Annotated in this window: 18 protein-coding genes and 2 pseudogenes; 17 read left to right on the top strand and 3 right to left on the bottom strand. The window is 72.5% G+C overall.

What is annotated here, in order from left to right; translation table 11 throughout:
• Window positions 1–123 precede the first annotated feature (123 nt).
• Window positions 124–1,401: an amino acid deaminase gene (locus ACIP67_RS41055; RefSeq protein ID WP_401699289.1), complete on the bottom strand. Its 1,278-nt coding sequence runs from the start codon at window positions 1,399–1,401 to the stop codon at window positions 124–126.
• Window positions 1,402–1,642: 241 nt separating this feature from the next.
• Here ACIP67_RS41055 and ACIP67_RS41050 point away from each other — a divergent pair, with 241 nt between their 5' ends.
• The 4 genes from ACIP67_RS41050 (at window position 1,643) to ACIP67_RS41035 (ending at window position 4,891) form a co-directional block, all read left to right on the top strand.
• Window positions 1,643–2,821, top strand: a complete 1,179-nt coding sequence (locus ACIP67_RS41050; protein WP_401699301.1) for a sugar kinase — start codon at window positions 1,643–1,645, stop codon at window positions 2,819–2,821.
• Complete coding sequence (locus ACIP67_RS41045) at window positions 2,818–3,579, top strand: IclR family transcriptional regulator (RefSeq protein ID WP_401699287.1); 762 nt, start codon at window positions 2,818–2,820, stop codon at window positions 3,577–3,579. Before ACIP67_RS41050 ends, ACIP67_RS41045 begins: the two co-directional genes overlap by 4 nt.
• Window positions 3,576–3,986, top strand: coding sequence for a RidA family protein (locus ACIP67_RS41040; protein ID WP_401699284.1), 411 nt, complete (start codon window positions 3,576–3,578; stop codon window positions 3,984–3,986). The genes ACIP67_RS41045 and ACIP67_RS41040 overlap by 4 nt, the downstream gene beginning before the upstream one ends.
• 140 nt (window positions 3,987–4,126) lie before the next feature.
• Complete coding sequence (locus ACIP67_RS41035) at window positions 4,127–4,891, top strand: hypothetical protein (RefSeq protein ID WP_401699282.1); 765 nt, start codon at window positions 4,127–4,129, stop codon at window positions 4,889–4,891.
• 15 nt (window positions 4,892–4,906) lie between these two features.
• On the opposite strand, the gene ACIP67_RS41030 is transcribed toward ACIP67_RS41035, so the two are convergent.
• A complete protein-coding gene (locus ACIP67_RS41030) occupies window positions 4,907–6,262 on the bottom strand; it encodes a M14 family metallopeptidase (RefSeq protein ID WP_401699280.1) in 1,356 nt (451 codons plus the stop codon).
• 363 nt (window positions 6,263–6,625) lie between these two features.
• Here ACIP67_RS41030 and ACIP67_RS41025 point away from each other — a divergent pair, with 363 nt between their 5' ends.
• The 6 genes from ACIP67_RS41025 to ACIP67_RS41000 all read left to right on the top strand — a co-directional run bounded on the left by ACIP67_RS41025 (window position 6,626) and on the right by ACIP67_RS41000 (window position 14,074).
• A complete protein-coding gene (locus ACIP67_RS41025; RefSeq protein ID WP_401699278.1) occupies window positions 6,626–9,436 on the top strand; it encodes a LuxR C-terminal-related transcriptional regulator in 2,811 nt (936 codons plus the stop codon).
• 231 nt (window positions 9,437–9,667) lie between these two features.
• Window positions 9,668–10,576 carry an anti-sigma factor RsbA family regulatory protein gene (locus ACIP67_RS41020; protein ID WP_401699276.1) on the top strand — a complete coding sequence of 303 codons (909 nt, stop codon included), beginning with the start codon at window positions 9,668–9,670 and terminating at the stop codon, window positions 10,574–10,576.
• Between the two features lie 151 nt (window positions 10,577–10,727).
• Window positions 10,728–11,240: an ATP-binding protein gene (locus tag ACIP67_RS41015; protein ID WP_401699274.1), complete on the top strand. Its 513-nt coding sequence runs from the start codon at window positions 10,728–10,730 to the stop codon at window positions 11,238–11,240.
• Between the two features lie 156 nt (window positions 11,241–11,396).
• Window positions 11,397–12,749: an Nramp family divalent metal transporter gene (locus ACIP67_RS41010; protein WP_401699271.1), complete on the top strand. Its 1,353-nt coding sequence runs from the start codon at window positions 11,397–11,399 to the stop codon at window positions 12,747–12,749.
• Between the two features lie 107 nt (window positions 12,750–12,856).
• Window positions 12,857–13,306, top strand: coding sequence for a hypothetical protein (locus ACIP67_RS41005; protein ID WP_401699269.1), 450 nt, complete (start codon window positions 12,857–12,859; stop codon window positions 13,304–13,306).
• A gap of 54 nt (window positions 13,307–13,360) precedes the next feature.
• Entirely contained in the window at window positions 13,361–14,074 is a 714-nt protein-coding gene (locus ACIP67_RS41000; RefSeq protein ID WP_401699267.1) for a hypothetical protein, read from the top strand.
• Window positions 14,075–14,960: 886 nt separating this feature from the next.
• Here ACIP67_RS41000 and ACIP67_RS40995 read toward each other — a convergent pair.
• Window positions 14,961–15,704, bottom strand: a pseudogene (locus ACIP67_RS40995) (DUF6531 domain-containing protein); the annotation flags it as partial.
• Window positions 15,705–16,366: 662 nt separating this feature from the next.
• On the opposite strand from ACIP67_RS40995, the gene ACIP67_RS40990 reads away from it, so the two are divergent.
• From ACIP67_RS40990 to ACIP67_RS40960, 7 genes and pseudogenes are all read left to right on the top strand, one after another.
• Window positions 16,367–17,329 carry a hypothetical protein gene (locus ACIP67_RS40990; protein ID WP_401699266.1) on the top strand — a complete coding sequence of 321 codons (963 nt, stop codon included), beginning with the start codon at window positions 16,367–16,369 and terminating at the stop codon, window positions 17,327–17,329.
• A 65-nt stretch (window positions 17,330–17,394) separates the two neighbouring features.
• The gene (gene cpaB / locus ACIP67_RS40985) at window positions 17,395–18,102 is read left to right on the top strand and encodes a Flp pilus assembly protein CpaB (RefSeq protein WP_401699264.1); all 708 of its coding nucleotides are present in this window, start codon (window positions 17,395–17,397) and stop codon (window positions 18,100–18,102) included.
• Window positions 18,103–18,114: 12 nt separating this feature from the next.
• Window positions 18,115–19,377, top strand: coding sequence for a CpaE family protein (locus ACIP67_RS40980; protein ID WP_401699261.1), 1,263 nt, complete (start codon window positions 18,115–18,117; stop codon window positions 19,375–19,377).
• 5 nt (window positions 19,378–19,382) lie between these two features.
• A complete protein-coding gene (locus ACIP67_RS40975; RefSeq protein ID WP_401699259.1) occupies window positions 19,383–19,766 on the top strand; it encodes a TadE/TadG family type IV pilus assembly protein in 384 nt (127 codons plus the stop codon).
• A gap of 337 nt (window positions 19,767–20,103) precedes the next feature.
• Window positions 20,104–20,445: pseudogene (locus tag ACIP67_RS40970) on the top strand (TadE/TadG family type IV pilus assembly protein); the annotation flags it as partial.
• A gap of 25 nt (window positions 20,446–20,470) precedes the next feature.
• Window positions 20,471–21,808, top strand: coding sequence for a CpaF family protein (locus ACIP67_RS40965; RefSeq protein ID WP_401699257.1), 1,338 nt, complete (start codon window positions 20,471–20,473; stop codon window positions 21,806–21,808).
• A 51-nt stretch (window positions 21,809–21,859) separates the two neighbouring features.
• Window positions 21,860–22,804, top strand: a complete 945-nt coding sequence (locus tag ACIP67_RS40960; RefSeq protein ID WP_401699255.1) for a type II secretion system F family protein — start codon at window positions 21,860–21,862, stop codon at window positions 22,802–22,804.
• Window positions 22,805–22,810 lie beyond the last annotated feature (6 nt).

The following is a 22,810-nucleotide window of genomic DNA, read 5'->3' as shown; positions in this document are numbered from 1 at the left end:
GAACTGCAGACACTCCTCGCCCTCTGGACCGGCGCTTGCCCCACCTGTCACCGCGACATACCCACGGTGATACGAACCTGACCAAGCCCTACTAGAAGAACCTGAGACTAGAAGAACGTGAGCCTAGAAGAACGTGCGGATGTAGTCGACGACCGTGCCGTCCGCCTCGGCCAGCGGGATCAGCTGCCACTTGTCGAAGGACGTGCACGGGTGGGACAGGCCCAGGCCCACCCAGTCGCCGACCTCCAGGTCCGCCTCGCCGGTCGTGCGCAGCCAGGCGTGCTGGTCGGACAGGGCGGTGACCGAGATGCCGGTGGCGGGGCGTTCCGTGCCGTCCCGGCGGACCACCTGGGCGAAGGGCAGGTCGAGGTCGTACGCCGCGTCGCGCTTGCCCGCGTTGACGAAAGCCTGCTCGGGGGAGGGGCGGGAGACCACCTGCGTCCACAGCCGGAACGCCGGCTCCAGGGCGCCCTCCTCCGGGACCCGGTTGAACGGCGTCAGCTTGCGGTAGTGGCCGTCGTCGTGCGAGACGTACGCGCCCGAGCGCAGCAGCTTCAGCACCGGCCGGGAGAGGCCGGGCAGTTCGGCGAGGACGTCGGCGACCGCGTCGAACCAGGCGCTGCCGCCCGCGCTGACGACGATCTCCTCCGCGTCCGCGAACCGCCCCGCCGCGTCGAGGTCCACGGCGAGCGCGACCAGCCGCCGGAGCCAGGCGCGCACCCGCTCGGGGGTGGCCTGCGGGACCTCGCCCTCGTACCCGGCGACCCCGACCAGCCGCAGGCCCGGGGCGGCGGCCACCGCGGCCGCCACCGCCGCGCACTCCGCCTCCGTGCGCACGCCGGTGCGGGCGCCCGCACCTGCGGCCAGTTCGACGACCACGTCCAACGGGCGGGACGTGCCGCGCAGCGCCGCCTGCATCAGCTCGACCCCGCGCACGGAGTCCACGTAGCAGACGACGCGGAAGTCCGGGTCGGTGCGCTGCCGGTCGTCGATCCAGCGCAGGGACGCCGCGTCCACCAGCTCGTTCGCGAGGAAGACCCGCCGCACGCCGTACGCCCGGGCCACCCGGACCTGGTGCGGCACCGCGACGGTGATGCCCCAGGCGCCGTGCTCGATCTGGCGCCGGAAGAGCTGCGGGGCCATGGACGTCTTGCCGTGCGGCGCGAAGGCGAGGCCGTGGCGGGCCGCGTACGTCTCCATGAGCCGCAGGTTGTGCTCCAGACGCTCGGCGGACAGGGCCAGCACGGGGGTCGCGAAGCCGTCGGTGAAGAGGTTGCGGCGCTGCGCGGCCAGCTCGCCGACCGTGAGCCCGTCCGCGTCCGGCGGGAGGCCCTTGAAACGGTGGTCGACGCGTTCCTCGGCGAGACGGGCGAACGCTTCGGTAGCGGTGTCGAGCGCCATGCTTCTCTCCTCATCAGCTACGTTGCAGAATCTGCAACGATCGTTGCGTATGTCGCTCACGGCTGTCTAACATCTCGGCCGAGGCGGGGTCAACGGAACAGTCGCCCTTCACCGCCCCCCTCACGGCCCTCTCACCGCCCCTCTCGCCGCACCCTCGCACGGACCGGGAGCCACCATCGTGACCACCAGCGGACCGCGCAACGCCCCCGACGTCGTGGATGTCGTCGCGCTCGGCGAGTCCATGGTCACCTTCCTGCCGTCCCGGCCGGGGCGCCTCGCCGACGTGCCCTCCTTCCACCGGGCCGTCGGCGGCGCCGAGTCCAACGTCGTCTGCGCGCTGGCCGCGGCCGGACACCCGGTGCGCTGGGTGAGCCGCGTGGGAGCCGACGGATTCGGTGATCACCTGGTCGGGACGATCGGCGGGTACGGGGTCGACGTCTCGGCCGTCCGGCGGGACCCGGCACGGCCCACCGGCGTCTACTTCCGCACCGTCGCCGACCGGTCCACCGACGCGCACGAGGTGGCGTACTACCGCGCCGGGTCGGCCGCCTCCACGATGGCGGTGGCGAACACGGACCTCACGGCGGCGCGGGCGGGGCGCGTGCTGCACCTGACCGGGATCACCGCGGCCCTGTCCCCCGACTGCCTCGCGCTGCTGCGCGAGCTGACCGCGCCCCGCCCCGGCCGGCCGCTGGTCTCCTTCGACGTCAACTTCCGGCGCGGGCTCTGGCAGGGCGCCGAAGGGCCCCGCGTGCTCCTGGAACTCGCGCGCCGCGCCGACATCGTGTTCGTGGGGGACGACGAGGCGAGGCAGGCGTGGGGGCTGCACGGCGCGCGTGCCGTGCTGGAAGCGCTCCCCGAGCCGGGTGTCGTGGTCGTCAAGCAGGGCGCGGACGGGGCGACGCTCTTCGACCGCGGCACCGACCGCGCGCAGGACGGCGCCGCGGATGCGGCCGACGCGGCGGATGCGGCCGGCGCCGCGCCTGCGGCCGGCGCCGCGCCTGCGACCGGTGCAGCGGATGCGGCCGGTGCGGCGGGCGTGGCCGTCATGGCGGATGCGGCCGTCACGGCGGATGCGGCCGTCACGGCGGATGCGGCTGTCATGGCGGATGCGGCCGTCACGGTCACCTTCGCCCGCGCCCCGCGCGTCGACGTCGTCGCCGCCGTCGGGGCCGGGGACGCCTTCGCCGCCGGGTTCCTCTCCGCCACCCTGCGCGGGCTGCCCGCCCGCGACCGGCTGCGCCACGGCCACCTCATGGCCGCCGCCGCCCTCACCGCCCCCGGCGACCTCGCCGCGCCCCTTTCCCGCCACCACGCCGACCGCCTGGCCGCCCTCGACGACACCGCGTGGGGGAGACTGCGACTCGGCCCCGGCTGGACGCAAGCCGAAGAGGCCCTGGAGGAGGTACGCACCCCATGAGCCAGACCGTCGACCGCGCCCTGAGCATCCTTCCGCTGCTCGCCGAGGGCCCCGCCGACCTCGGACAGGTCGCCGACCGCCTCGGCGTCCACAAGTCCACCGCCCTGCGCCTGCTGCGCACCCTCCACGAGCACGGGCTGGTCTACCGCCAGTCCGACCAGCGCTACCGCCTCGGCTCCCGCCTCTTCGCCCTCGCCCAGGAGGCGATGGAGAACCTCGACGTCCGCGAGATCGCCCACCCCCACCTGGCGCGGCTGAACGAGCGGTGCGGTCACACCGTCCACCTCGCCGTGTACGAGGAGGGCGAGGTCCTCTACATCGACAAGGTCGACAGCCGCTACCCGGTCCGCATGTACTCGCGGATCGGCAGGCCCGTCGCCCTCACCGTCGCCGCCGTCGCCAAGCTGCTCCTCGCCGACCTGCCCGAGCCCGAGCGGCGCGCGGTCGCCGAGAAGCTCGACTATCCCCTGTACACGGCCCGTTCCACCCCCAACGCCCCGGCGTTCCTCCGGGAGTTGGAGAAGGTGCGCGAACAGGGCTGGGCCACCGACCTCGGCGGCCACGAGGAGTTCATCAACTGCGTCGCCGCGCCGATCCGCGGCGCCGACGGCCGGGTGGTCGCCGCGATGTCGGTGTCCGCGCCGAACGTCGTCGTCACCGCCGACGAACTCCTCACCCTCCTCCCGCAGGTGCGCCGCACGGCCGACGACATCAGCGGCGAGTACTCCGGCAGGACCCCAGTGAAGGACACCGTATGACCGACAAGACCGCGCTCACGCCGAAGACCCACACCACCCCGCCGGCGAGGTTCTCGCACGGCGTGCGGAAGGGGAACATCCTCCAGGTCGCCGGGCAGGTCGGCTTCCTGCCCGCCGAGGAGGGCAAGCCGCCCACGCCCGCCGGCCCCACCCTGCGCGAACAGACCCTCCAGACCCTCGCCAACGTCAAGGCGATCCTGGAGGAGGGCGGCGCGAGCTGGGACGACGCGATGATGATCCGCGTCTACCTCACCGACGTGGACCACTTCGCCGAGATGAACGACCTCTACAACGCCTACTTCGAGGAGCAGGGCCTCACCCGGCCCCCCGCCGCCCGCACGACGGTCTACGTCGGCCTGCCCGCCGGGCTCCTCATCGAGATCGACGCGCTCGCCGTCCTGGGCTGACGTCCTCTCCGGCCGGCGTCGGGGCCGTACCGAGTCTGTTCGTATGGCCCGTTGCGCGCCCGGGGCCCCATGTAGGAGTCTCATAACGAAGTCAGGGGCTGACTGTGTACGGCACAGGATCGTCGACCATACTGCCCGCTGTGGAGCAGCGCATAGGTTCGAGCAGCCAGCCCCTGGAGGGCGCCGGATTCGACCCGGCATTCATCCCCGGGCTCACCTCGCCCGTGACCGCGGAGCCGAAGGGCGGGAAGCCGGGGGGCGTCGACCCGCAGGACGCCGTTCCGGGGGACGCCGCGCCGGAGGACTCCGTGCGGGAGGACTCCGTGCGGGAGGACTCCGGGGCGGCCGTCGCGGAGGACGATGCCGCCGCGGCCGAACCGGCCGCCGACGGGGAGGAGTCGGAGGAGGAGACCTCCGACGGTCCCGTCTTCGAGGCCGCCGACCGCCGGGCCCGGATCGTCGCCGACGCCAAGGGCGTCCGTCTCCGGCTGGACGCGGAGGAGTGCGAGTTCCGCTGGGACGAGATCGGCGCGGTCGAGACGGAGACCCCGCGCTTCGGCAAGCGGTACACCATCACGGTGCACACCCCCGACCGCCGTTGGTACCCCATCGAGATCGAGGCGACGGCCAGGGGGCGCTTCAAGGAGTGGGACGACCAACTGGACGCGGTCCTGGACGCCTACTTCGATGAAGGCGTCGAGGATGCCGGGGACGCCGAGGACGCCGAGGACACTGTCGACAGCGTGGACGCCGGTGACGTCACGGAAGCCGACGACGCCGAGGACACCGGGGGCCCCGAAGCTCCCGAGGACGTCAAGGACTCCGAGGACGTCGAGGTCTCCGAGGGCTCCGGGGGCTCCGAGGAAGTGAAGGACACCAAGGGCGCCAAGGGCGACGCCGGCTAGGTCCCCGATGCGGACCTAGCCGCAGTACTGGGTCTCCTTGCCGATCGACCGGTACATGCAGTCCGCGTTCTCCAGCAACTGGAGTACGGCGTCCCGGTTCCGCGCGGTCTCCCGCTCGATCACCTCGTCGGGCGGGTAGAACCCGCCCCCGCTCGCGGAGCCCGGGTACATCTCGAAGGTGTACCCGAAGATCCGGTGCGTGCCCCAGAGGTAGTCGTCGATCGACCCGTCCGTGATGTACAGGTCGCTCGACTGCTCCGGGGTGTACCCGTTGCTCGCGGCCATCGACTGCCCGACGGTGGCGAAGGCGTTGCGGTCGTCGGCCGTCATCCCGGTGGCCGTGTCGGCGGTGGTGTACCCGAAGGGCCACAGCACCAGTTCGCTGTAGGTGTGGAAGTCGATGCCGGCCTTGATCTGCTGGACGCCGCCGACGACCCGGCCGCGCACGAAGTCCGCGACCACCTTCACCTCGGGCGCCGACTCGGCCGCCGCCCCGCGGTACGTCTCGGAGGACGCCGAGCCCGACGAGCCGCCGCAGCAGCCCCACCGGTAGGCCCAGTTGCGGTTGAGGTCCGTACCGACGTACGAGGAACCGGAGTTGGGCTGGCGGTTCTTGCGCCACGAGCGGTAGGAGCCGGTGGCGATGTCGTACTCGCCGCCGTCCGGGTTGAGGTCGGGGACGATCCAGATCTCCCGGCCGTTCACCGCGTCGGTGACACGGGAGTCGGTGCCGTACCCGGCGCCCAGCTCGCGGATCAGGTACAGGGCCATCTCCACGGTGAGGTGCTCACGGGCGTGCTGGTGGTGGGTGAACAGCACCTCCGGCTCGGCCTCGTCGGTGGCCACGTTGTCGCTGATCTTGACGGCGACGATGTCCCGGCCCTGGTACGACGTGCCGATGACCCGCTTGCTCATGATGCCCGGGTAGGCGGCGATCCGCTGGTCGATCTCCGCCGTCATCTCCGCGTAGTTGTGGTACTGGGAGTCGGCGGAGGGGAAGTCGTACAGCCGCACCTCGCCCTCGGCGACGCGGTCCGGCGCGGAGCCGGCCGGTGAGACCTCGTAGCCCTGGGCGCGCAGCTTCTCGATCTGGTCCGCGCGCCCGGAGACGACCACGGTCTCCTCGTCGGCCTCGTCCACGCTCACGCCGGACGCGGCGATCGCGGTGCGCGTCCGGGACGTGCTGTGGTGGACGTGGATCTCGTACTGGCGGACGTCGTCGGCGGAGGCCGTGGCCTCCGGGGCGCCGCCCGCGGCCGCGGGCGTGACGGTCGCCGAGACCGGTGCCGCGAGGGCGAGGGCCATCAGGGCGGCGAGCACGGCGGTCCGCCTGCCGCCGCGGATGCCTGAGCCGCGTATACGGAGTCGCATGAACTCTCCTCGGTTCTCCGGAAGTCCGGGATCGCCGGACCTGTGGGGGAGTGGAGCGGGGGGTGGTGCCTCGTGCGACGTGCTGTGCGACGGGCTGTGCGCGGGTCCGCTCATCGTCGAGCTGTGACATGGTCAGGTCAAGTGTGGACGGATGGGCCGGTGACCGGAATCCGCCTCCGCGAGGGCTCGGTCGGCCGCGCAGTGTAGGGCCCGGCGGCGGTGCCGACCGGGTCCTCGAGGAAGGTCACCCGCAGGTGTGAGGCGGGCGTGCATATATGTACGGACCGGGGAAGGCTAGGGGTCCGCACGGAAGAGGAGCCGTATCCTCCGGCCCTCCGAACCCACCCGAAGGACTGGCTGATCATGGGCGGATCAGCGCCACGACGGGACTGCCGCCTGCCGGCGGAGACGACCAGTTTCGTCGACCGGCGGACCGAACTGGCCGAAGGACGCGAGCTGTTGTCCAGGGCCCGGCTGGTCACCCTGACCGGTCCCGGCGGCGTCGGCAAGACCCGTCTGGCCGGACGGCTCGCGGCCCGCGTCGCCCGGGCCTTCCCCGACGGCGTGCGCTTCGTGCACCTCTCCGGTCTGCACGACCCCGCCCTCGTCCCGCTCGCGGTCGCCGACGCCCTGGGCCTGCGCGACCACTCCGACCGCCCCGCGCTGGACGCCCTGGTGGAGCGGGTCCGCGACCGCCGTCTGCTGCTCGTCGTCGACAACTGCGAACACCTGCTGCCGGTCTGCGCCGCCCTCGCCGGCGCCCTGCTGCACGGCACCCCCGGCGTACGCCTCCTCGCCACCAGCCGGCACCGGCTCGGCCTCACCGAGGAACACCTCCTGGACGTACGGCCGCTGCCCGTCCCCGATCCCGACGGCGACCTCTCCGCCGCCGACGGCTACCCGGCCCTCGCCCTCTTCGCCGACCGGGCCGCCGCCGTCGTCCCCGGCTTCCGCCTCACCGCCGCCAACCGCGCCTCCGTCGCCCGCCTCTGCCGCCGCCTCGACGGCCTCCCGCTCGCCATCGAACTGGCCGCGGTGCGCATGCGGGTCCTCGGCGTCGACCAGCTCCTGCGCCGCCTCGACGACCGCTACCACCTGCTCACCACCGGCAGCCCCACCGACCCGCCCCGCCACCAGACCCTCCGCGCGGCGGTCGCCTGGAGCCACGACCTGTGCGGCGCGACGGAACAACGGGTCTGGGCCCGCCTGTCGGTCCTGGCGGGCAGCTTCGACCTGGAGACCGCGGAGGCGGTGTGCGGGGGGCATCCGACGGAGGACGTGCATCCGACGGAGGACGGGCATCCGGCGGAGGACGGGCGCCCGACGATGTACGGGCCATGGGCGGAGTCCGGGGCGCGGTTGGAATCCGTGCAGGCGGAGTCCGGGTCGCGGTCCGAGTCCGGGGCGCAGGCGGAGTCCGGGCCGCAGGCGGAGTCCGCGCCGCAGGTGGAAAAGGGTCGGCCGACGGATGGGGGTCGGCCGACGGACGGGGGTCAGCCGACGGATGGTGAGCAGTCGACGGAAGAGCGGCAGCCGGCGGACGGGGGTCGGCCGACGGGTGGGGGTCAGCCGACGGAAGAGCGGCAGCCGACGGGAGGGGGCCGGCCTCCGTCCTCGCCGACGACCGCACCCCCCGCTCCGCCCCTGCGCGCCCACGACGTCCTCGACGCCGTGGCCGGCCTGGTCGACAAGTCCGTCCTCAGCCGTGAGACGACCCCCACCGGCACCGTCCGCTACCGACTCCTGGACACCCTGCGCGACTACGGCCTGGAACGGCTGGGACAGCACCCCGGGGAGGAGCACACCACCCGCCTCCGCCTGCGCGACTGGATGCAGCACAGGGCCACCACCTGCGAACGGGACTGGTTCGGCCCGGACCAGCCCGGCATCGCCGCCCGCCTCCGCGCCGACCAGGACAACCTCCGCGCCGCCCTCGACTTCAGCCTCACCGCCCCCGGCGAGGCCCTCGCCGGACTGCGCCTGGCCGGCACCCTGTGGTTCCACTGGCACGCCTGCGGAGCCCCCCGCGAGGGCCGCTACTGGCTCGACCGCGCCCTCGACGCCAGCCCCGGACCGACCCGGGAACGCGCCCGCGCCCTGTGGGTCGCCGGGCTCCTCGCCGGCTGCCCCGAGGACCTCACCCGGGGCCGCCGCCTCGCCGAACAGGCCCGCGACCTCGCCCACCGGCTCGGCGACGCCGCCGAGGCCGCCCACGCCGAGTACGCCGTCGGCGTCATCCGCCTCTTCAGCGACGACCTGTCCGGCGCCCTGGAACACTTCCGGGCCGGCGTCGAACGCGGCCGCGTCCCCGGCCAGCACCTCGGTCTCGTCGGCCTCGACCGCGTCGAACTCGCCTGCTCCCTGGCCCTGCTCGGCCACGCCGACGAAGCCGTCGCGGTCTGCGAGGAGACCCGCGCGCTGTGCGTCGGGCACGGCGAGCGCTGGGTGCTGTCGTACGTGGAGCGGATGATGGCCCTGGCCCACAGCGTGAAGGGCGACTGGCGGCAGGCGGAGCGGCACGGCCGTGAGGCGCTGCGCCTGAAGTTCGCGGTGCACGACGTCGTCGGGATGGGCCTCACGCTCGACCTGCTGGCCCGGGTCGCGGCCGAACGCGGCGCCCACGGGCGCGCGGCCGTCCTACTGGGCGGCGCCGACCGCACCTGGGCGGACGTCGACCGCAGCCGCTGGGGATCGGCGGCCCTCAACTCCACCCGGCGCGGCAGCGAGGAACGCGCCCACCGGGCCCTGGGCAGCACCGCCTTCCGCAGGGCCTACGACCGGGGCGCCGCCCTCTCCCTCCCCGACCTCGTGGCCCACGCCCTGAGTGACGACGACCCCGTCCGGCGGCGCCCGCCGTCCCCGTCGGTCCGGTGCCCGGAGGCCCCCGGGCACCGACGGCCCGACAGCCTCCCGACCGCCGTCCGCACACCCCGTCCGCACGCACCCGCCGCGAGCCCCCGGCCGCCGGGCGACGCCCCGCCGGACGCCGTCCGCCTCACCCGCCGCGAGGCCCAGGTCGCCGAACTCGTCGCCGAGGGCCTCGCCAACCAGCAGATCGCCGACCGCCTGGTGATCGCCCGCCGCACCGCCGAGGGGCACGTCGAACGCGTCCTCAGCAAGCTCGGCTTCAGCAACCGCAGCCAGATCGCCGCATGGGTGACGGCCCAACGGTGAGACACCCACAACCTCCCGCCACCACACACCCCTCCTCCGACCCACACACCTCCTCGACCCACACACCCCTCCCGCCACCGCCCACGCACCGCTCCCGCCACCGCCCACCCGTCTCTCCCGCTCCGCCTCCCGCCTCTCCTCCACCTCCCGCCTCTCCTCCGCCTCCCGTCTCTCCGCCCACCCGCCTCTCCACCCACCGCAACCGCCTCGCACACCGAAGTTGAGGGCCAGATGACCGCTCGACCCGTCCACCCGCCGGTGGCATTCGACCACCGCATGGCCGCCCCCACCACGGACGACGCCTTCCTGGCCGCCGCCCTTCCCTTCCTCGCCGAAGGACTCGCGACCCCTGACGAACCCCCGCCCCTGGCCATCGCCGCCCCCGCCAAACTGGACCTCCTGCGTGACGCCCTCGGCGCCGACGCCGAACGGGTCGGCTTCGTCCCGCACACCGACTGGTACTCCGGCTCCGCCGCCAACGCCGTGGCCCGGGCGGCCGAGCACCTGTCCGGGCACACCGGTCCGGACGGCCGCGTCCACCTGCTGATGGAGCCGGTGTGGAACGGACGGGCCGGCCGCTCACCGCGCGAGAGCGCCGAGTGGATCCGCTACGAGGCCCTCGCCAACCTCCTCTTCGCCGACGCCGCCACCACCGCGCTGTGCGTCTACGACACCCGCACCGCCGGCTCCGCCCTCGTGGCCGCCGCCCGCCGCGCCCACCCCGGCACGGGCGTGTACGAGGATCCGCTCCGGCTCGTGGCCGAGCTGGAGGCCGTACCGCTGCCCCCGCCCCCGCCGGACGCGCGCCGCCTCGCCGTGCCCGAAGCGGACACCGTGCGGGACTGGGCAGCGGGACGCGGGATGGGCGCCGCCGACGCCGAGCGGTTCGCGGCGGCCGTCGCGGTGGCGGCCGCGCTCGGCCCGGTCACCGGCGCCGTGCTGTGGGGCGAGCCCCCCGGCTGCGTCTGCGAACTGACCCTGGCCCGCCGGATCGACGACCCGCTCATCGGCTTCGCCCCGCCGACCACCCCCGGCCTGGAACCCGGCCAGGGCCTCTGGTTCGCCCGCCAGGTGTGCGCCTACGTCGACCTCCGCGACGCCGACGACGGGGGCACCGCCGTACGCCTCCAGTACGTCTGACACGTACACCTCCGTACGGAGCCCCAGGGACCCACGGGCCGTAGGCCCCCGGTCTCCCCGCAGATCCCATGGGTCCCATCGCGCCCCCGCAGGTACGGAATCGGGTAGTCCTCCCCGTGTACGGGCCGCCCGGCCCGGCCATCCTGAAGCCATGCCGGAACTCTCAGGGGGGCGCCTTCCGGAGCCCGACGCTCCGTACGGCGCCTGTCTGCAACCGCCCCTCGGGGCGGGCCATCTCAGCGTCGGGTACGACCTCCGGCCGCACGCGGTCGGTCAGGCGCGCGCCGAGGTGCGCCGGCAGCTGGAGCTCTGGGGGCTGGCGGACCGGGGCGACCTGGCCGACACGGCCGTCCTGCTCGTCAGCGAGCTGGCCACCAACGCCCTGCTGCGCCATCACGGCCGGGACGGCGCGGGAGGCCCCGACGCGCGCCGCTTCCGGCTCACGCTGTCCGCCGCGCACGGTGTCCTGCGCTGCGAGGTGACCGACGCGGGCCGCCGCACCGCGCAGGTGACGGAGGCGGGCTGTGCGCAGACCTGCCGGGGGATGTTCCTGCTGGAGGCGCTCGCCCGTCGCTGGGGGTGCCGTCAGGACGGGGCGGGCACGACCGTGTGGTTCGAACTCGGCACCTGCGGATGCGGCGACTGCGGCCGGCGTCAGCCGTAGCGCCGGCCCCGTCCACGACCCGCAGCGGACCCCCGGGCCGGCGCCCGACCGCCCCTGCCGGACGGGTCACGGGAGCCGTCCGGTGCTTGACCACATCGGGTGGAGATCGCGCACGCCCCCTTGCCGGACCGGCGCCGGTGGGCTTTCTTGACCGTCATGGCGGACACCACGGGCAACCCCACGGACTCCCAGGCCTCCCAGACCCCCCATACCTCCCAGGCACCATCCGGCGACGACGGCCCGCTCCCCCGCAAGGCCGGTTGGCGTCACATCGGCCCCGGCATCGTCGTCGCCGCGACCGGCGTCGGCGCCGGCGACCTGGTCGCCACCCTCATCGCCGGCAGCAACTTCGGCTACACCCTGCTGTGGGCGGCGATCATCGGCTGCCTGGTCAAGATCTCCCTGGCGGAGGCGGCCGGCCGCTGGCACCTGTCCACCGGCCGCACCCTGTTCGACGGCTGGGCGAGCCTCGGCCGCTGGACGACGTACTTCTTCGTCGCCTACGTCGTCGTCTGGGGCTTCGTCTACGGCGCGGCGGCGATGTCGTCCAGCGCGCTGCCGCTCCAGGCCCTCTTCCCCGGCGTGATGGACCTGAAGTGGTGGGCCGTCGCCTGCGGGCTGGTGGGACTGGTGTTCGTCTGGTTCAACAAGTACGCGGTGTTCGAGAAGGTCATGACGGTCCTGGTGGGCGTCATGTTCGTGGTGACCGTGTACCTGGCGATCCGCGTCACCCCGAACCTGGCCGACGCCTTCGCGGGCCTGCTGCCGGTCCTGCCCGACGAGAAGGACTCGGTTCTCAACACCCTCGGCCTGATCGGCGGCGTCGGCGGCACCATCACCCTCGCGGCCTACGGCTACTGGGTCAACGCCAAGGGCTGGACCGACACCGGCTGGATGAAGGTGATGCGCCTGGACAACCGCGTCGCCTACGCCACCACCGGCGTCTTCGTCATCGCCATGCTGTTCGTCGGCGCGGAACTGCTGCACTCCGCGAACATCGCCATCGCGAGCGGCGACAAGGGACTTGTCCAGCTCGGCGACATCCTGGAGGAGGAGTACGGCACGGCGACGGCCACGTTCTTCCTCATCGGCTTCTTCGCCACCTCCTTCACCTCCCTGATCGGCGTCTGGCACGGCGTGAGCCTGATGTTCGCCGACTTCGTAGCCCGCTACCGCAGCCGCGAACGGACGACCGGCGCGGAGGTCGCCTCCGGCGAGCGCGAGCGTTCCCGGCCGTTCCGCGCCTACCTGCTGTGGCTGACCTTCCCGCCGATCGTCCTGCTCTTCCAGGGCGAGCCGTTCCGCCTGATCATCCTCTACGGCGTGCTCGGCGCGGCCTTCCTGCCGTTCCTCTCCCTCACCCTCATCTGGCTCCTCAACTCCGCCCGCACACCCCGCGAGTGGCGCAACGGATGGATCAGCAACGGCATGCTCGCGGTGGCCGCGCTGCTGTTCCTGGTGCTGTGCGTGAAGCAGGTCTGGGACCAGCCGTGGTCGGAGTTCTTCTGAGGGGGGCGAGGGGTGTGAGGCCCGCTCCGGCACACCGGAGGAGATGTTCCAGGGAGACGGAAGAATATGGCCCGACTCGTTCACCGCGCCGCCCGAGGAGCCCCCCGATGACCCACCAGCCCCCGCCCCCGGGCTTCGGCCCGCCCCCACCGCCGTACGGCGCCCCACCACCGCAGTACGGTGCTGCCCCGCCACCGCAGTACGCCCCCCAGCCGCCCCCGTACGCCCCACCGCCGCCCCAGTACCCCGCCGCCCCGGCGCCCCACCCCGCGCCGTCGGGGCCGGAGTTCCTGGCGGTCGACAAGCACAACTCGGTCGTCGTCGACGCCTCGGGCGTCGCCTTCGAGATGTACGGCGTGTCGGCGGACTTCGACTGGCCCGAGATCCGCAGCGTCCACTACAAGGCGAGCCCCAACGGCAAGGCCCTGATGGTGGCGGTCGTCCACGCCGACGGCAGGGTCTACGAGGCCGTGGTGGACGCCAGGCCGCGGGAGAAACTGGCGGACTGGTTCGCACAGTTGGCGTGGGTGCTGGGGCACTACCGGCCGATGGGGTAGCCGGGAGAGCTGGATAGGGTGCTCCACCGACTGCCGATCAACAACGGAGACGTCGTGAGCACACCCCCACCTCCCCACCACCCCCCGGCCGGCCACTCGGCGTACGCGCCCGCGCCGCACCCGCACCCGCAGCCGGGTCCGGCCCCCGCCCTCCTGTGTCAGATCTGCGGAGCCGCCCCGGCCGTGCCGGTGACCGTCCGAGGCCATCAGGGCATGATCGTGCTGATGCGCTTCCTGCGGCGGCAGGGTGCGTACTGCCGGCTCTGCGGGCTGGCCGTCTTCCGTGAGATGCAGGCGGACACCCTGCTGCTGGGCTGGTGGGGCCCGCTGTCGCTGCTCATCACCCCCGTCACCCTCCTGATGAACCTCGGCGCCCGGTCCGCCCTGCTCCGTCTCCCCGAGCCGACGGCCTGGGGCGGCCGCCCACCGCTCGACCCGGGCAAGCCCGTGATGCGCCGCCCGGCAGGCGTGATCGCCCTCGTGCCCCTCTCTCTCCTCGGCCTTCTCGTGACGGCCGTCCCCGCCCTGGTGCTCATCGGCTGGGTGGCCGGAGACAGCACCCCGAAGCCCCTCACCGCCGGCTCCTGTGCCCGCAACGACGGCTCCTGGCCCGACCAGGACCTGAGCGAGGAGCCGTGCGGCTCGTCCGACGCCCAGTTCCGGGTCCTGGAGCCGGGGACGGCAGGCTGCGAGGAGGGCGACTACCTCGCGTACCCGGAATACAGCGAGGACGGCACGACAAGCCTGTGCCTGCGGCCACTGGACTGACTTTCCGGGGGCCTTTCGACGGAGGGTCAGTGCCCTCTGGACAAGACCGAAGCTGCCAGGCCAATAAGCCGTCGGTCAGCGTGGAGAACTCCGGATCGCGAAATGCGTTACCCCGGGACGGGGAGCTGCTCTAGGCGGTGGATGATGTCTTCCAAGTCAGACAGTGCCTTGATGCAGAATTCCTGATCCTGAGTGTTGATCGATTGCACGACATCGCTGAACTCGGGATCGGCCAGCCCTTGACTCTCATGCAGAAGTCGGGTGGGGGCGAGCACCCAATTTCTCCGAGACCTGTCGAGTGCCCAGTCAACTTGAGTCGGAAGTTCTCGTACGGCCGCGCCTGGTAGTATTTCCAGCTGGGGGGCATGGCATTTGACGTGACGGTGAATGCCGTACTTGCAAAAAGGGCGGAATCCTCGCCTTTGGCGAACTCGATACGAAAAAGGGCACCCTGATTGGAAGGTGCGAATATCTCAAGAATGACGTATTCTTTCCCTTTCGTAAGTGCGTCGACCCCCTGTCGGGTTCGCCGGTCTGCGTTGCTGGGGAGGCTGAAGCGGGCGCGCAATCCTGTCACCTCCTGTTCATGACGGCTTTGTAGTCGTACTGCAGGACCTTTTCCGTCAGGTGACTGAATCGTCCGTGTAGTGTACTTACCCCAGTCGCTGAGGCTGCTTCCGTCCTCGACCATTAGGTCGCGCACCACCATATTGTCTAGATCCTCGCCGCGGATGATGAGACGGGACTCGTTGAGTGTTTGTTGGGTCAGCCATCCATCTTCTCTGAAGATGGATTCTGCGGATTCACGTCGCAATCGATCGACGAGTTTTTGACCTTCTGCGGATCCGGAGATGAAGTTTTCATTCGACTCCTTTCCTTCCTTGCCGGTCCGGTTCAGGCATGTCTCGGGGTCCCGCTCGCCGTAGGACAGGCGCAGGGTCATGTGGCCGTGTGTGCCGCCCTCGGCGACGCAGCGGTCCCGGTCGTCGTACGCGTAGGTGTAGCCGCGGTCGTTCGTGTCCGTCCAGGACGTGACGCGGCCGGACTCGTCGTAGGTGAAACGCAGGGGCAGGCCCGAGGAGTTGACGACCTGCGTCAGGTCGCCGTCGGTGTAGCCGTAGCGCGTCAGCACCTGGTCGGCCGCCGACAGGCGGAGGGCGGTGACCCTGCCCGCCTCCGTGGCGATGCGTACGTCGTAGCCGGCGCTGGAGACGATGCCCAGGGGTGTGCCGTCGGTGTCGTACTCGAAGGTGAGCCAGTTTCCGTTGCGGTCGTCGATCTGTTCCAGGACGGCCAGGTCGTCGCCGCGGTCGGCGAAGTGCCAGACACGGCGTGAGCGGGGGTCGGTGACCGTGTAGCCGCCGTCCTCCCGGTCCAGCGGCCAGCGCGGGCCGTGACCGGGGAGCGTGGGCAGGCCGGGCGCCGGGTGCGGGTAGGCGAGCAGCATGCCGTCCTCGGTGACGAAGACGACGCCCTCGGCGTCGATCTCCAGGCGCTGGTCGACCGTCGAGGACCAGGACGGGCCGAACCAGCGACCGAAGTGGTAACCCGACTCCACACGTCGCCGGAAGACCAGGGGGAGGGCGCCCGGCAGCGTCACGTCCGTCTGCTGCAGGTACATCTTGCCGTGGTGCCTCCGCAGAGGGGAGGGAGGGAGGCGGCGGCACCTCCGTCACGGGTCCTGCGCCGCCTGGCACGGTCAGCTCCGCGTACTCGTCAAGTGAGGACTTGGGTGTCCGCCTGCCGGGACCGGCTCCCCCGTCTGTGGCCATGCCCGCGATCACCACACCGGCGTCTTGCCGGATGCAACGCGGATCCGTTGCGATACGCCGCCATGGCCGGATATCGGCGGCCGGGCACCCGGCAACGGAGGGCCCGGCGATGGAGGGCACGGGGAAGGAGAGCCCGGCGATGGAGGGTACGGGGAGCAGTCCGCAACGGCGGGCGGCTCGGGCGGTGTGCTGCGTCAGGGGGGCTGTGCGGTGGCGGTACGTCGCCCACGGTTCCGGGCCGGATGCCGACGGTCGGGTGCCGGCAGCGGGGGCTTCCGTCGCGGGGGCGCCTCGGTACGGGCACGTGCGGTGTGGTGGATCGGTGCGGTCGGTGCGGTCGGTGCGGTCGGTGCGGTCGGTTCGGCGGGCGCCGAGGCCGGTTCGTGGGGCGCCGTGTGGGCAACCTGTGCCGGTTTGGCGGTACTTGCGCGAAGAAGAGTTGCTTCGCAGCCGTGGAAGTGCCACGGAAAGTGGTTCTCCGGCCACAGGGCCGTGGATACAGTGCTGAGGTAGTCACGCAATGAAGTCACCCCGGTGCGCCGGAGTAACACCGGTGGGCCGGACCGTGGAAATCGGGGAGCTGCGCGTGCCAACAGCCATTGCCGTGACCGGCGCCGACCTGGCGCTGCCACCGCAGGACGAGCGGACCCTGCCCGCCGCCGTGCTCGACGGCCTGGACCGCCGGCCCCTCGACCAGGCCGTCGCCGACGTCCAGACGCTCGTCGAACAGCACGGGCACCTCATCGTCGTCTACTCACGGGCCGTCCCCGCGGCCGTCGAACACCGGCTGCACACCGTCCGCTCCCTCCTGGAGAGCGACCGCATCGCCCTGTTCCGGCCCGACCTGCCGCCGCTCGGACTCGCCGTGCTGGCCCGCCAGCTGCGCCAACTAGCCTCCTGCGACCTCAGCCCCGGCGTCCTCGCCTCGGCGGGCCGGCTGCTCACCCACTACCTGCACGCCGGCGCCCTCCTCGGCTCCGTCGCCCGGCTCGACCGGATCCCCGTGGGCCTGACGTCGCACGCCCGGTCCTGGGTCCCGGGCAGCCAGTTCGGGGTGCTCGCCCATCCACAGCCGCAGCTGGTGAAGGCCGGACCCGACACCGTCCTCCAGGGGCCCGAGTTCGGCACCTGGATGCTGGTCGCCCGCGGACAGCTCCCCGCCGACTGGGTCACCGGCACCCTCGCCCCCGCCTGGCGGGTCCAGGGCCTGCGCGAGACGGAGCTGCCCGCCGAGTCCGCCGACTGGTGGGGCACCGGCAGGCTCGTCGAGTTCTGCGCCTACCTCCCCGACCTGTCGGTCCTCTACCAGCTCGTCACCTCGGTACGGCAGACCGTCTGCCACTGGTGCGGCATCGACGTCATCGGTGACCGCTGCGTCTTCTGCTCCGCCACCCCGCCGCCCGCCCACGAGACGACCCACCCCGTCCGCGCGCTCACCGCGGGCGGCGGCCGCCACAGCCGCGCGCTCACCGCCGGCGGCTGACCCGGGTCCACCGCCCCGCCCGTTCCCGTCCGCACGACCCGACCCCCAACGAGGTTGCACGGTTCATGAACTCCCGTCAGCGCCGCGGCGTGATCCTCCTGCTCCTGTCCGTGTTGTGCGCCCTCGGCGCCTCCGCCGGCGTCCTCTCCGTCATCGACGACGTGGAGTCCAAGGTCGGCCCCGAGGTCGCCGCCTACCGGCTCAAAACCGACATCACGCCCTACACTCCGCTCAGCACGGGCCAGTTCGAGAAGATCAAGATGCCCGAGCGGTGGCTGTCGGAGAACGCGGTGACCGATCTCGCCGCCATCCGCGGCAAGATCGCCGTGACGACCCTGAAGAAGGGTTCGCTGCTCCAGAGCGACATGATCGTCGACCAGCCCGCCCTCCAGCCCGGCCAGCAGGAGGTCGCCATCATGATCGACGCGGCCACCGGCGTCGCCGGAAAGATCACCCCGGGCTCCTCCGTCAACGTCTACGCCACCTTCGAGGGCGCCAAGGAGAGCGACCCCGACCAGTCGAAGATCATCGTCACCAACGCCCGCGTCCTCGACGTCGGCGAGCTGACGGCCCTCGAACCCGACGCCGACAACCGCGCGCAGCAGCCCACCGACGCCGTCCCCATCACCTTCGCCCTGTCCACGCTCGACGCCCAGCGCATCACGTACGCCGAGTCGTTCGCCAAGCGCGTCCGGCTGGCGCTGGTGGCGCCCGGCACCGACACCGCGGTCCCCGACCAGGACCGTACGTACGAACTCGCCACGGACAAGTAAGGGGCCGCCGCCATGCCCACGAGGATCTTCCCGGCCGTCGGCGACGCGGACGCGGCCCGTTCCCTCACCACGCTGCTCAGCCAGCTCCCGGACGCCGAACCCGTCACCCCCGTCACCGACTCCACCCAGCTGGTCGACGCCCTCGGCCGCCTCGCCGCGGAGTCCGTCGACGAACTGCCCGAGGTCGTCGTCGTCCACGAACGCATCGGCCCCGTACCGGCGTTGGAACTGGTCCGCGACGTCGCCCTGCGCTTCCCGGCGGTCGGCGTCATCCTCGTCACCACCGACGCGAGCCCCGGCCTCTTCGCCGCGGCCATGGACTCCGGCGCCCGCGGCCTGGTCACCCTCCCCCTCGACTACGAGGAACTGGCCAGCCGCGTCCAGGCGGTCGCCCGCTGGTCGGTCGGCGTACGCCGCCATCTCGGCCACGGGGGCGACGTGTTCACCGGCGCGGGCGGCACCGTCGTCACCGTCAGCGGCGCCAAGGGGGGCGTGGGCGCGACCCTCACGGCCGTCCAGCTCGCCCTCGCCGCCCAGGCGTCCGGCCGTTCCACCGCCCTGGTCGACATGGACCTCCAGACCGGCGACATCGCCTCCTACCTGGACGTCCAGTTCCGCCGCTCGGTCGTCGACCTCGCCGCCATCACCGACATCTCGCCCCGCATCCTGGCCGAGGCCGTCTTCCGCCACGACACCGGCGTGGCCCTCCTCCTCGCCCCCGGCGAGGGCGAACGCGGCGAGGAGGTCACCGACCGCGCGGCCCGCCAGATCGTCACCGCCCTGCGCTCCCGCTACGAGGTCGTCGTCGTCGACTGCGGCGCCCAGCTCGGCGGCGCCGGAGCCGCCGTCGTCGAGATGGCCGACACGGCCCTGCTGGTCACCACCCCGGACGTGGTGGCCGTACGGGGCGCCAAACGCGCCGTCCGCATGTGGGACCGCCTCCAGATCCGCAAGGCCGAGGAGACCACCGTCGTGGTCAACCGGCACAGCCGCGCCACCGAGATCCAGCCCGCGCTCATCCAGAAGATCACCGGTACGGCCATCGCCACGACCACGATCCCCGCCCACTTCAAGGAACTCCAGGCCGCCGTCGACGCCGGCCGCGTCCACGCCCTCGACGCCAAGGGCGCCGTCCGCCAGGCGACCTGGGCGCTCGCCGGCGAGCTGGGCCTGGTGAAGACACCGGAGGGCACCGAGCGCCGACACGGACGGGCCCGCGGCGCGGTCCGGGGCGGGGACCGGGGGTCGGTGGGGTTCCGGCGGAGGAGGGAGTGAGGGTGATGTCACGGCGGCGCAAGGACGACCGGGGTCAGGTCACGATCGAGTTGCTCGGCATGACCCCGCTCATCATCGTGACCCTGGTGGTCGTGTGGCAGTTCGTGCTGGTGGGGTACACCTTCACGCTCGCGGGGAATGCTGCCGACGAGGCGGTGCGGGCGGCGACGGCGGCGCATCGGGGGGAGCGGCAGGCCGTGTGCGAACAGGCGGGCACGCAGAAGCTGTCGGGCGCGTGGCGGTCCGGCGCCCAGGTCGACTGCGGGTGGTCAGCGGAGTACGTGACGGCCCGGGTCACCCTGCGGGTCCCCGTCCTCTTCCCGGGCACGGTCTCCTTCCCGTTCGACGTGCACGGTCAGGCGGGCGCGGTCGAGGAGGAGGACGACTGAGATGGCGTACGAGCACCGGGACCGGCGGTGGGACGGCTTGGGAGGCGGCTGTGACGGCGGCCGCCCGGACGGTTTGGGGGGCGGCTGTGACGGCGGCTGCCCGGACGGTTTGGGGGGTGGCTGTGACGGCGGCTGCCCGGACGGCTTGCGGGACGGCTGCGACGGCGCCCGCCCGGACGGCCGGCGGGGCACCTTCCGCGGGGGATGCCGGGACCACTGCCGCGACCGCGTCCGCGAGCTCCGCCGCGACCGCGTCCGCGATCTCCGCCGCGACCGCGTCCGCGATCTCCGCCGTGACCGCGTCCGTGATCTCCGCCGTGACCGCGTCCGCGATCTCCGCCGCGACCGGGGCCAGGTCGCCCTCGAATACCTCGGGTTCGTGCCGGTCCTGCTCCTCGTTGCCCTGGCCGCCGTCCAGTTGGGCCTGATCGCGTACACGGCCCAGCAGGCCGGGACGGCGGCCCGGGCCGGAGCCCGCAGCGCGTCCCTCGACAAGGGCGCCCAGCAGGCCTGCCAGGGCGCGGTCAGCTCCTGGCTGGCCGGCGGCACCAGCTGCACGAGCGCCGGTCTGGGCGACGAGGTCCAGGTCACCGCCGGTGTCACCATCCCGTCCGTCATCCCCGGGATCGGGGACTTCGGCCAGGCCCGCAAGACGGCCACGATGCCGGTCGACCACTGAAGGCCAGCGAAGGAAGGCACCGGAGATGAGCCTGCGCGCACGCATCACCTCGCCCGAGGAGAACACCGGCCGGGGCGAGGACGGCCACCTGGTCGCCTCCTACCGGGCCAAGCTGCTGGAGGAGATCGACCTCGCGGAGATGAGCGCGCTGGCGGCGGCCGAGCGCAGGGCCCGCCTGGAGCGGGTGCTGGGGCACATCATCAGCCGCGAGGGCCCCGTGCTGTCGACCACGGAACGCTCCCAGCTCATCCGCCGGGTGGTCGACGAGGCCCTCGGCCTGGGCATCCTGGAACCGCTCCTGGAGGACGCGTCCATCACGGAGATCATGGTCAACGGCCCCGACGCGATCTTCGTGGAACGGGCCGGCCGGGTCGAGCAGCTCCCCCTCCGCTTCGCGTCGAACGACCAGCTGATGCAGACCATCGAACGCATCGTCTCCACGGTCAACCGCCGCGTCGACGAGACCAACCCGATGGTCGACGCCCGCCTCCCCTCCGGGGAACGCGTCAACGTCATCATCCCCCCGCTGTCGCTGACCGGCCCCACCCTCACCATCCGCCGCTTCCCGCGCTCCTTCACCCTGCACGAACTGACCGGCTTCGGCTCCCTCGACGAGCACATGGTGTACCTGCTGGCGGGCCTGGTGCAGGCGAAGTTCAACGTGATCGTCTCCGGCGCGACCGGCACCGGCAAGACCACGCTGCTCAACGCCCTCTCGGGCCTCATCCCCGACGGCGAACGCATCATCACCATCGAGGACTCCGCGGAACTCCAGCTCCAGCAGTCGCACGTGATCCGCCTGGAGTCCCGCCCCCCGAACGTCGAGGGCAAGGGCCGCATCACCATCCGCGACCTGGTCCGCAACTCGCTGCGCATGCGCCCCGACCGGATCGTGGTCGGCGAGGTCCGCGGCGGCGAGTCGCTCGACATGCTCCAGGCCATGTCGACGGGCCACGACGGCTCCCTCGCCACGGTCCACGCCAACAGCGCCGAGGACGCCCTGATGCGCCTGCAGACCCTGGCCTCCATGTCGGACGTCGAGATCCCCTTCGTCGCCCTCCACGACCAGATCAACAGCGCCGTGGACGTCATCGTCCAGCTCACCCGCTTCGCCGACGGCGCCCGCCGCATCACCGAGATCGCCCTGCTCGACAGCCACGGCAGCGAGCCCTACCGGCTGGCGACGATCGCCCGCTTCCACGCCCGGCCGATGACGGCGGACGGCCGCATCCACGGCTCCTTCGCGTACTCCCCGCTCCCGCGCCGCGCCGCCGACCGCCTCTACATGGCGAGCCAGCCCATCCCGCAGGCCTTCGGCGTGGCCCGCACGCTCGACGAACTGACGACCAGAGAAGCCCGGTAGACAAGACAAACAAGCCGGATAAGACAGCCAGGACGGACAGGACACGGCCCCATGGACTTGAACACCCTGATCACCCTCACCACCGGCGTGACCCTCCTGGCCTGCGTCCTGGCCGTCGCGGGCCTGCACACCTACGGACGGGGCCGCGCCCAGCGGGCGGCCCTCGTCGAGCGCCTCTCCGCCACCGGCCAGATCCCCCTCACCGGCCGCCGGCGCCGCTTCCGCACCCTGGACCGGCGGCTGCGCCGTACGAACCTCGGCCGCACCCTGGAGCGGAAGCTCAACGCGACGGGCCTGGACGTGACGCCGGGCGAGTTCTTCGTCTCCATGCTGGCGGCGGTCGCCGCCCTGTGGCTGATCGGCCAGGCCGCCCTCGCCCCCTTCTTCGGCCCCCTGGCGGGCGTCCTCGGCGTCTGGGCGGCCTGGCAGTTCCTCACCTGGCAGCGCCAGAAACGCATCGAACGCTTCATCAACCAGCTCCCCGAACTCGCCCGCATCCTCGCCAACGCCACCCACGCCGGCCTCGCCCTGCGCACCGCGATCGGCATGGCCGCGGAGGAGCTGGAGGCCCCGGCCGGCGAGGAACTGGCCAAGGTCGCCAACCAGCTGGCCGTCGGCCACTCCCTCGACGACGCCCTCGGCGAACTCGCCGACCGCCTCCCCTCCCGCGAACTGGTCGTCCTCGTCACGACCCTGGTCCTCTCCAACCGGGCCGGCGGCCAGGTCGTCGGGGCGCTGCGGAACCTGACGGAGACGCTGGAGGAACGCAAGGAGACGCGACGGGAGGTGCGGACGCAGCTGTCGCAGGTGAACATGACCTCGTACGCCGTGCCGGTGCTCGGGGTCGGCGCGCTGTTCCTGATGAACAGCGTCGAGGACGGCACCCTCGACCGCATGACGGGCTCCCCCCTCGGCCAGGCCGCCGTGATCATCGCCTTCGGGCTGTACGCCGTCGGCTTCGTCCTCATCCGCCGCATGTCCCGCATCGACGTCTGAGGCCGG

The sequence above is a fragment of the Streptomyces sp. NPDC088812 genome, assembly GCF_044750285.1.
In the GTDB taxonomy this organism is placed as follows: domain Bacteria; phylum Actinomycetota; class Actinomycetes; order Streptomycetales; family Streptomycetaceae; genus Streptomyces.
The sequence above is the reverse complement of the archived record's forward strand: the minus strand, read 5'-3'. Positions and strand labels throughout refer to the sequence as shown.

Bases quoted from the DNA above. Each gene is read 5' to 3' on its own strand.
- ACIP67_RS41055 (WP_401699289.1), bottom strand. From the start codon at position 1,401: ATGGCGCTCGACACCGCTACCGAAGCGTTCGCCCGTCTCGCCGAGGAA.
- ACIP67_RS41030 (WP_401699280.1), bottom strand. From the start codon at position 6,262: ATGCGACTCCGTATACGCGGCTCAGGCATCCGCGGCGGCAGGCGGACC.
- ACIP67_RS41015 (WP_401699274.1), top strand. From the start codon at position 10,728: ATGCCGGAACTCTCAGGGGGGCGCCTTCCGGAGCCCGACGCTCCGTAC.
- ACIP67_RS40990 (WP_401699266.1), top strand. From the start codon at position 16,367: ATGAAGTCACCCCGGTGCGCCGGAGTAACACCGGTGGGCCGGACCGTG.
- ACIP67_RS40960 (WP_401699255.1), top strand. From the start codon at position 21,860: ATGGACTTGAACACCCTGATCACCCTCACCACCGGCGTGACCCTCCTG.
- ACIP67_RS41025 (WP_401699278.1), top strand. From the start codon at position 6,626: ATGGGCGGATCAGCGCCACGACGGGACTGCCGCCTGCCGGCGGAGACG.
- ACIP67_RS41050 (WP_401699301.1), top strand. From the start codon at position 1,643: ATGGTCACCTTCCTGCCGTCCCGGCCGGGGCGCCTCGCCGACGTGCCC.
- ACIP67_RS40980 (WP_401699261.1), top strand. From the start codon at position 18,115: ATGCCCACGAGGATCTTCCCGGCCGTCGGCGACGCGGACGCGGCCCGT.
- ACIP67_RS41010 (WP_401699271.1), top strand. From the start codon at position 11,397: ATGGCGGACACCACGGGCAACCCCACGGACTCCCAGGCCTCCCAGACC.
- cpaB (WP_401699264.1), top strand. From the start codon at position 17,395: ATGAACTCCCGTCAGCGCCGCGGCGTGATCCTCCTGCTCCTGTCCGTG.
- ACIP67_RS40965 (WP_401699257.1), top strand. From the start codon at position 20,471: ATGAGCCTGCGCGCACGCATCACCTCGCCCGAGGAGAACACCGGCCGG.
- ACIP67_RS41045 (WP_401699287.1), top strand. From the start codon at position 2,818: ATGAGCCAGACCGTCGACCGCGCCCTGAGCATCCTTCCGCTGCTCGCC.
- ACIP67_RS41020 (WP_401699276.1), top strand. From the start codon at position 9,668: ATGACCGCTCGACCCGTCCACCCGCCGGTGGCATTCGACCACCGCATG.
- ACIP67_RS41040 (WP_401699284.1), top strand. From the start codon at position 3,576: ATGACCGACAAGACCGCGCTCACGCCGAAGACCCACACCACCCCGCCG.
- ACIP67_RS40975 (WP_401699259.1), top strand. From the start codon at position 19,383: ATGTCACGGCGGCGCAAGGACGACCGGGGTCAGGTCACGATCGAGTTG.
- ACIP67_RS41005 (WP_401699269.1), top strand. From the start codon at position 12,857: ATGACCCACCAGCCCCCGCCCCCGGGCTTCGGCCCGCCCCCACCGCCG.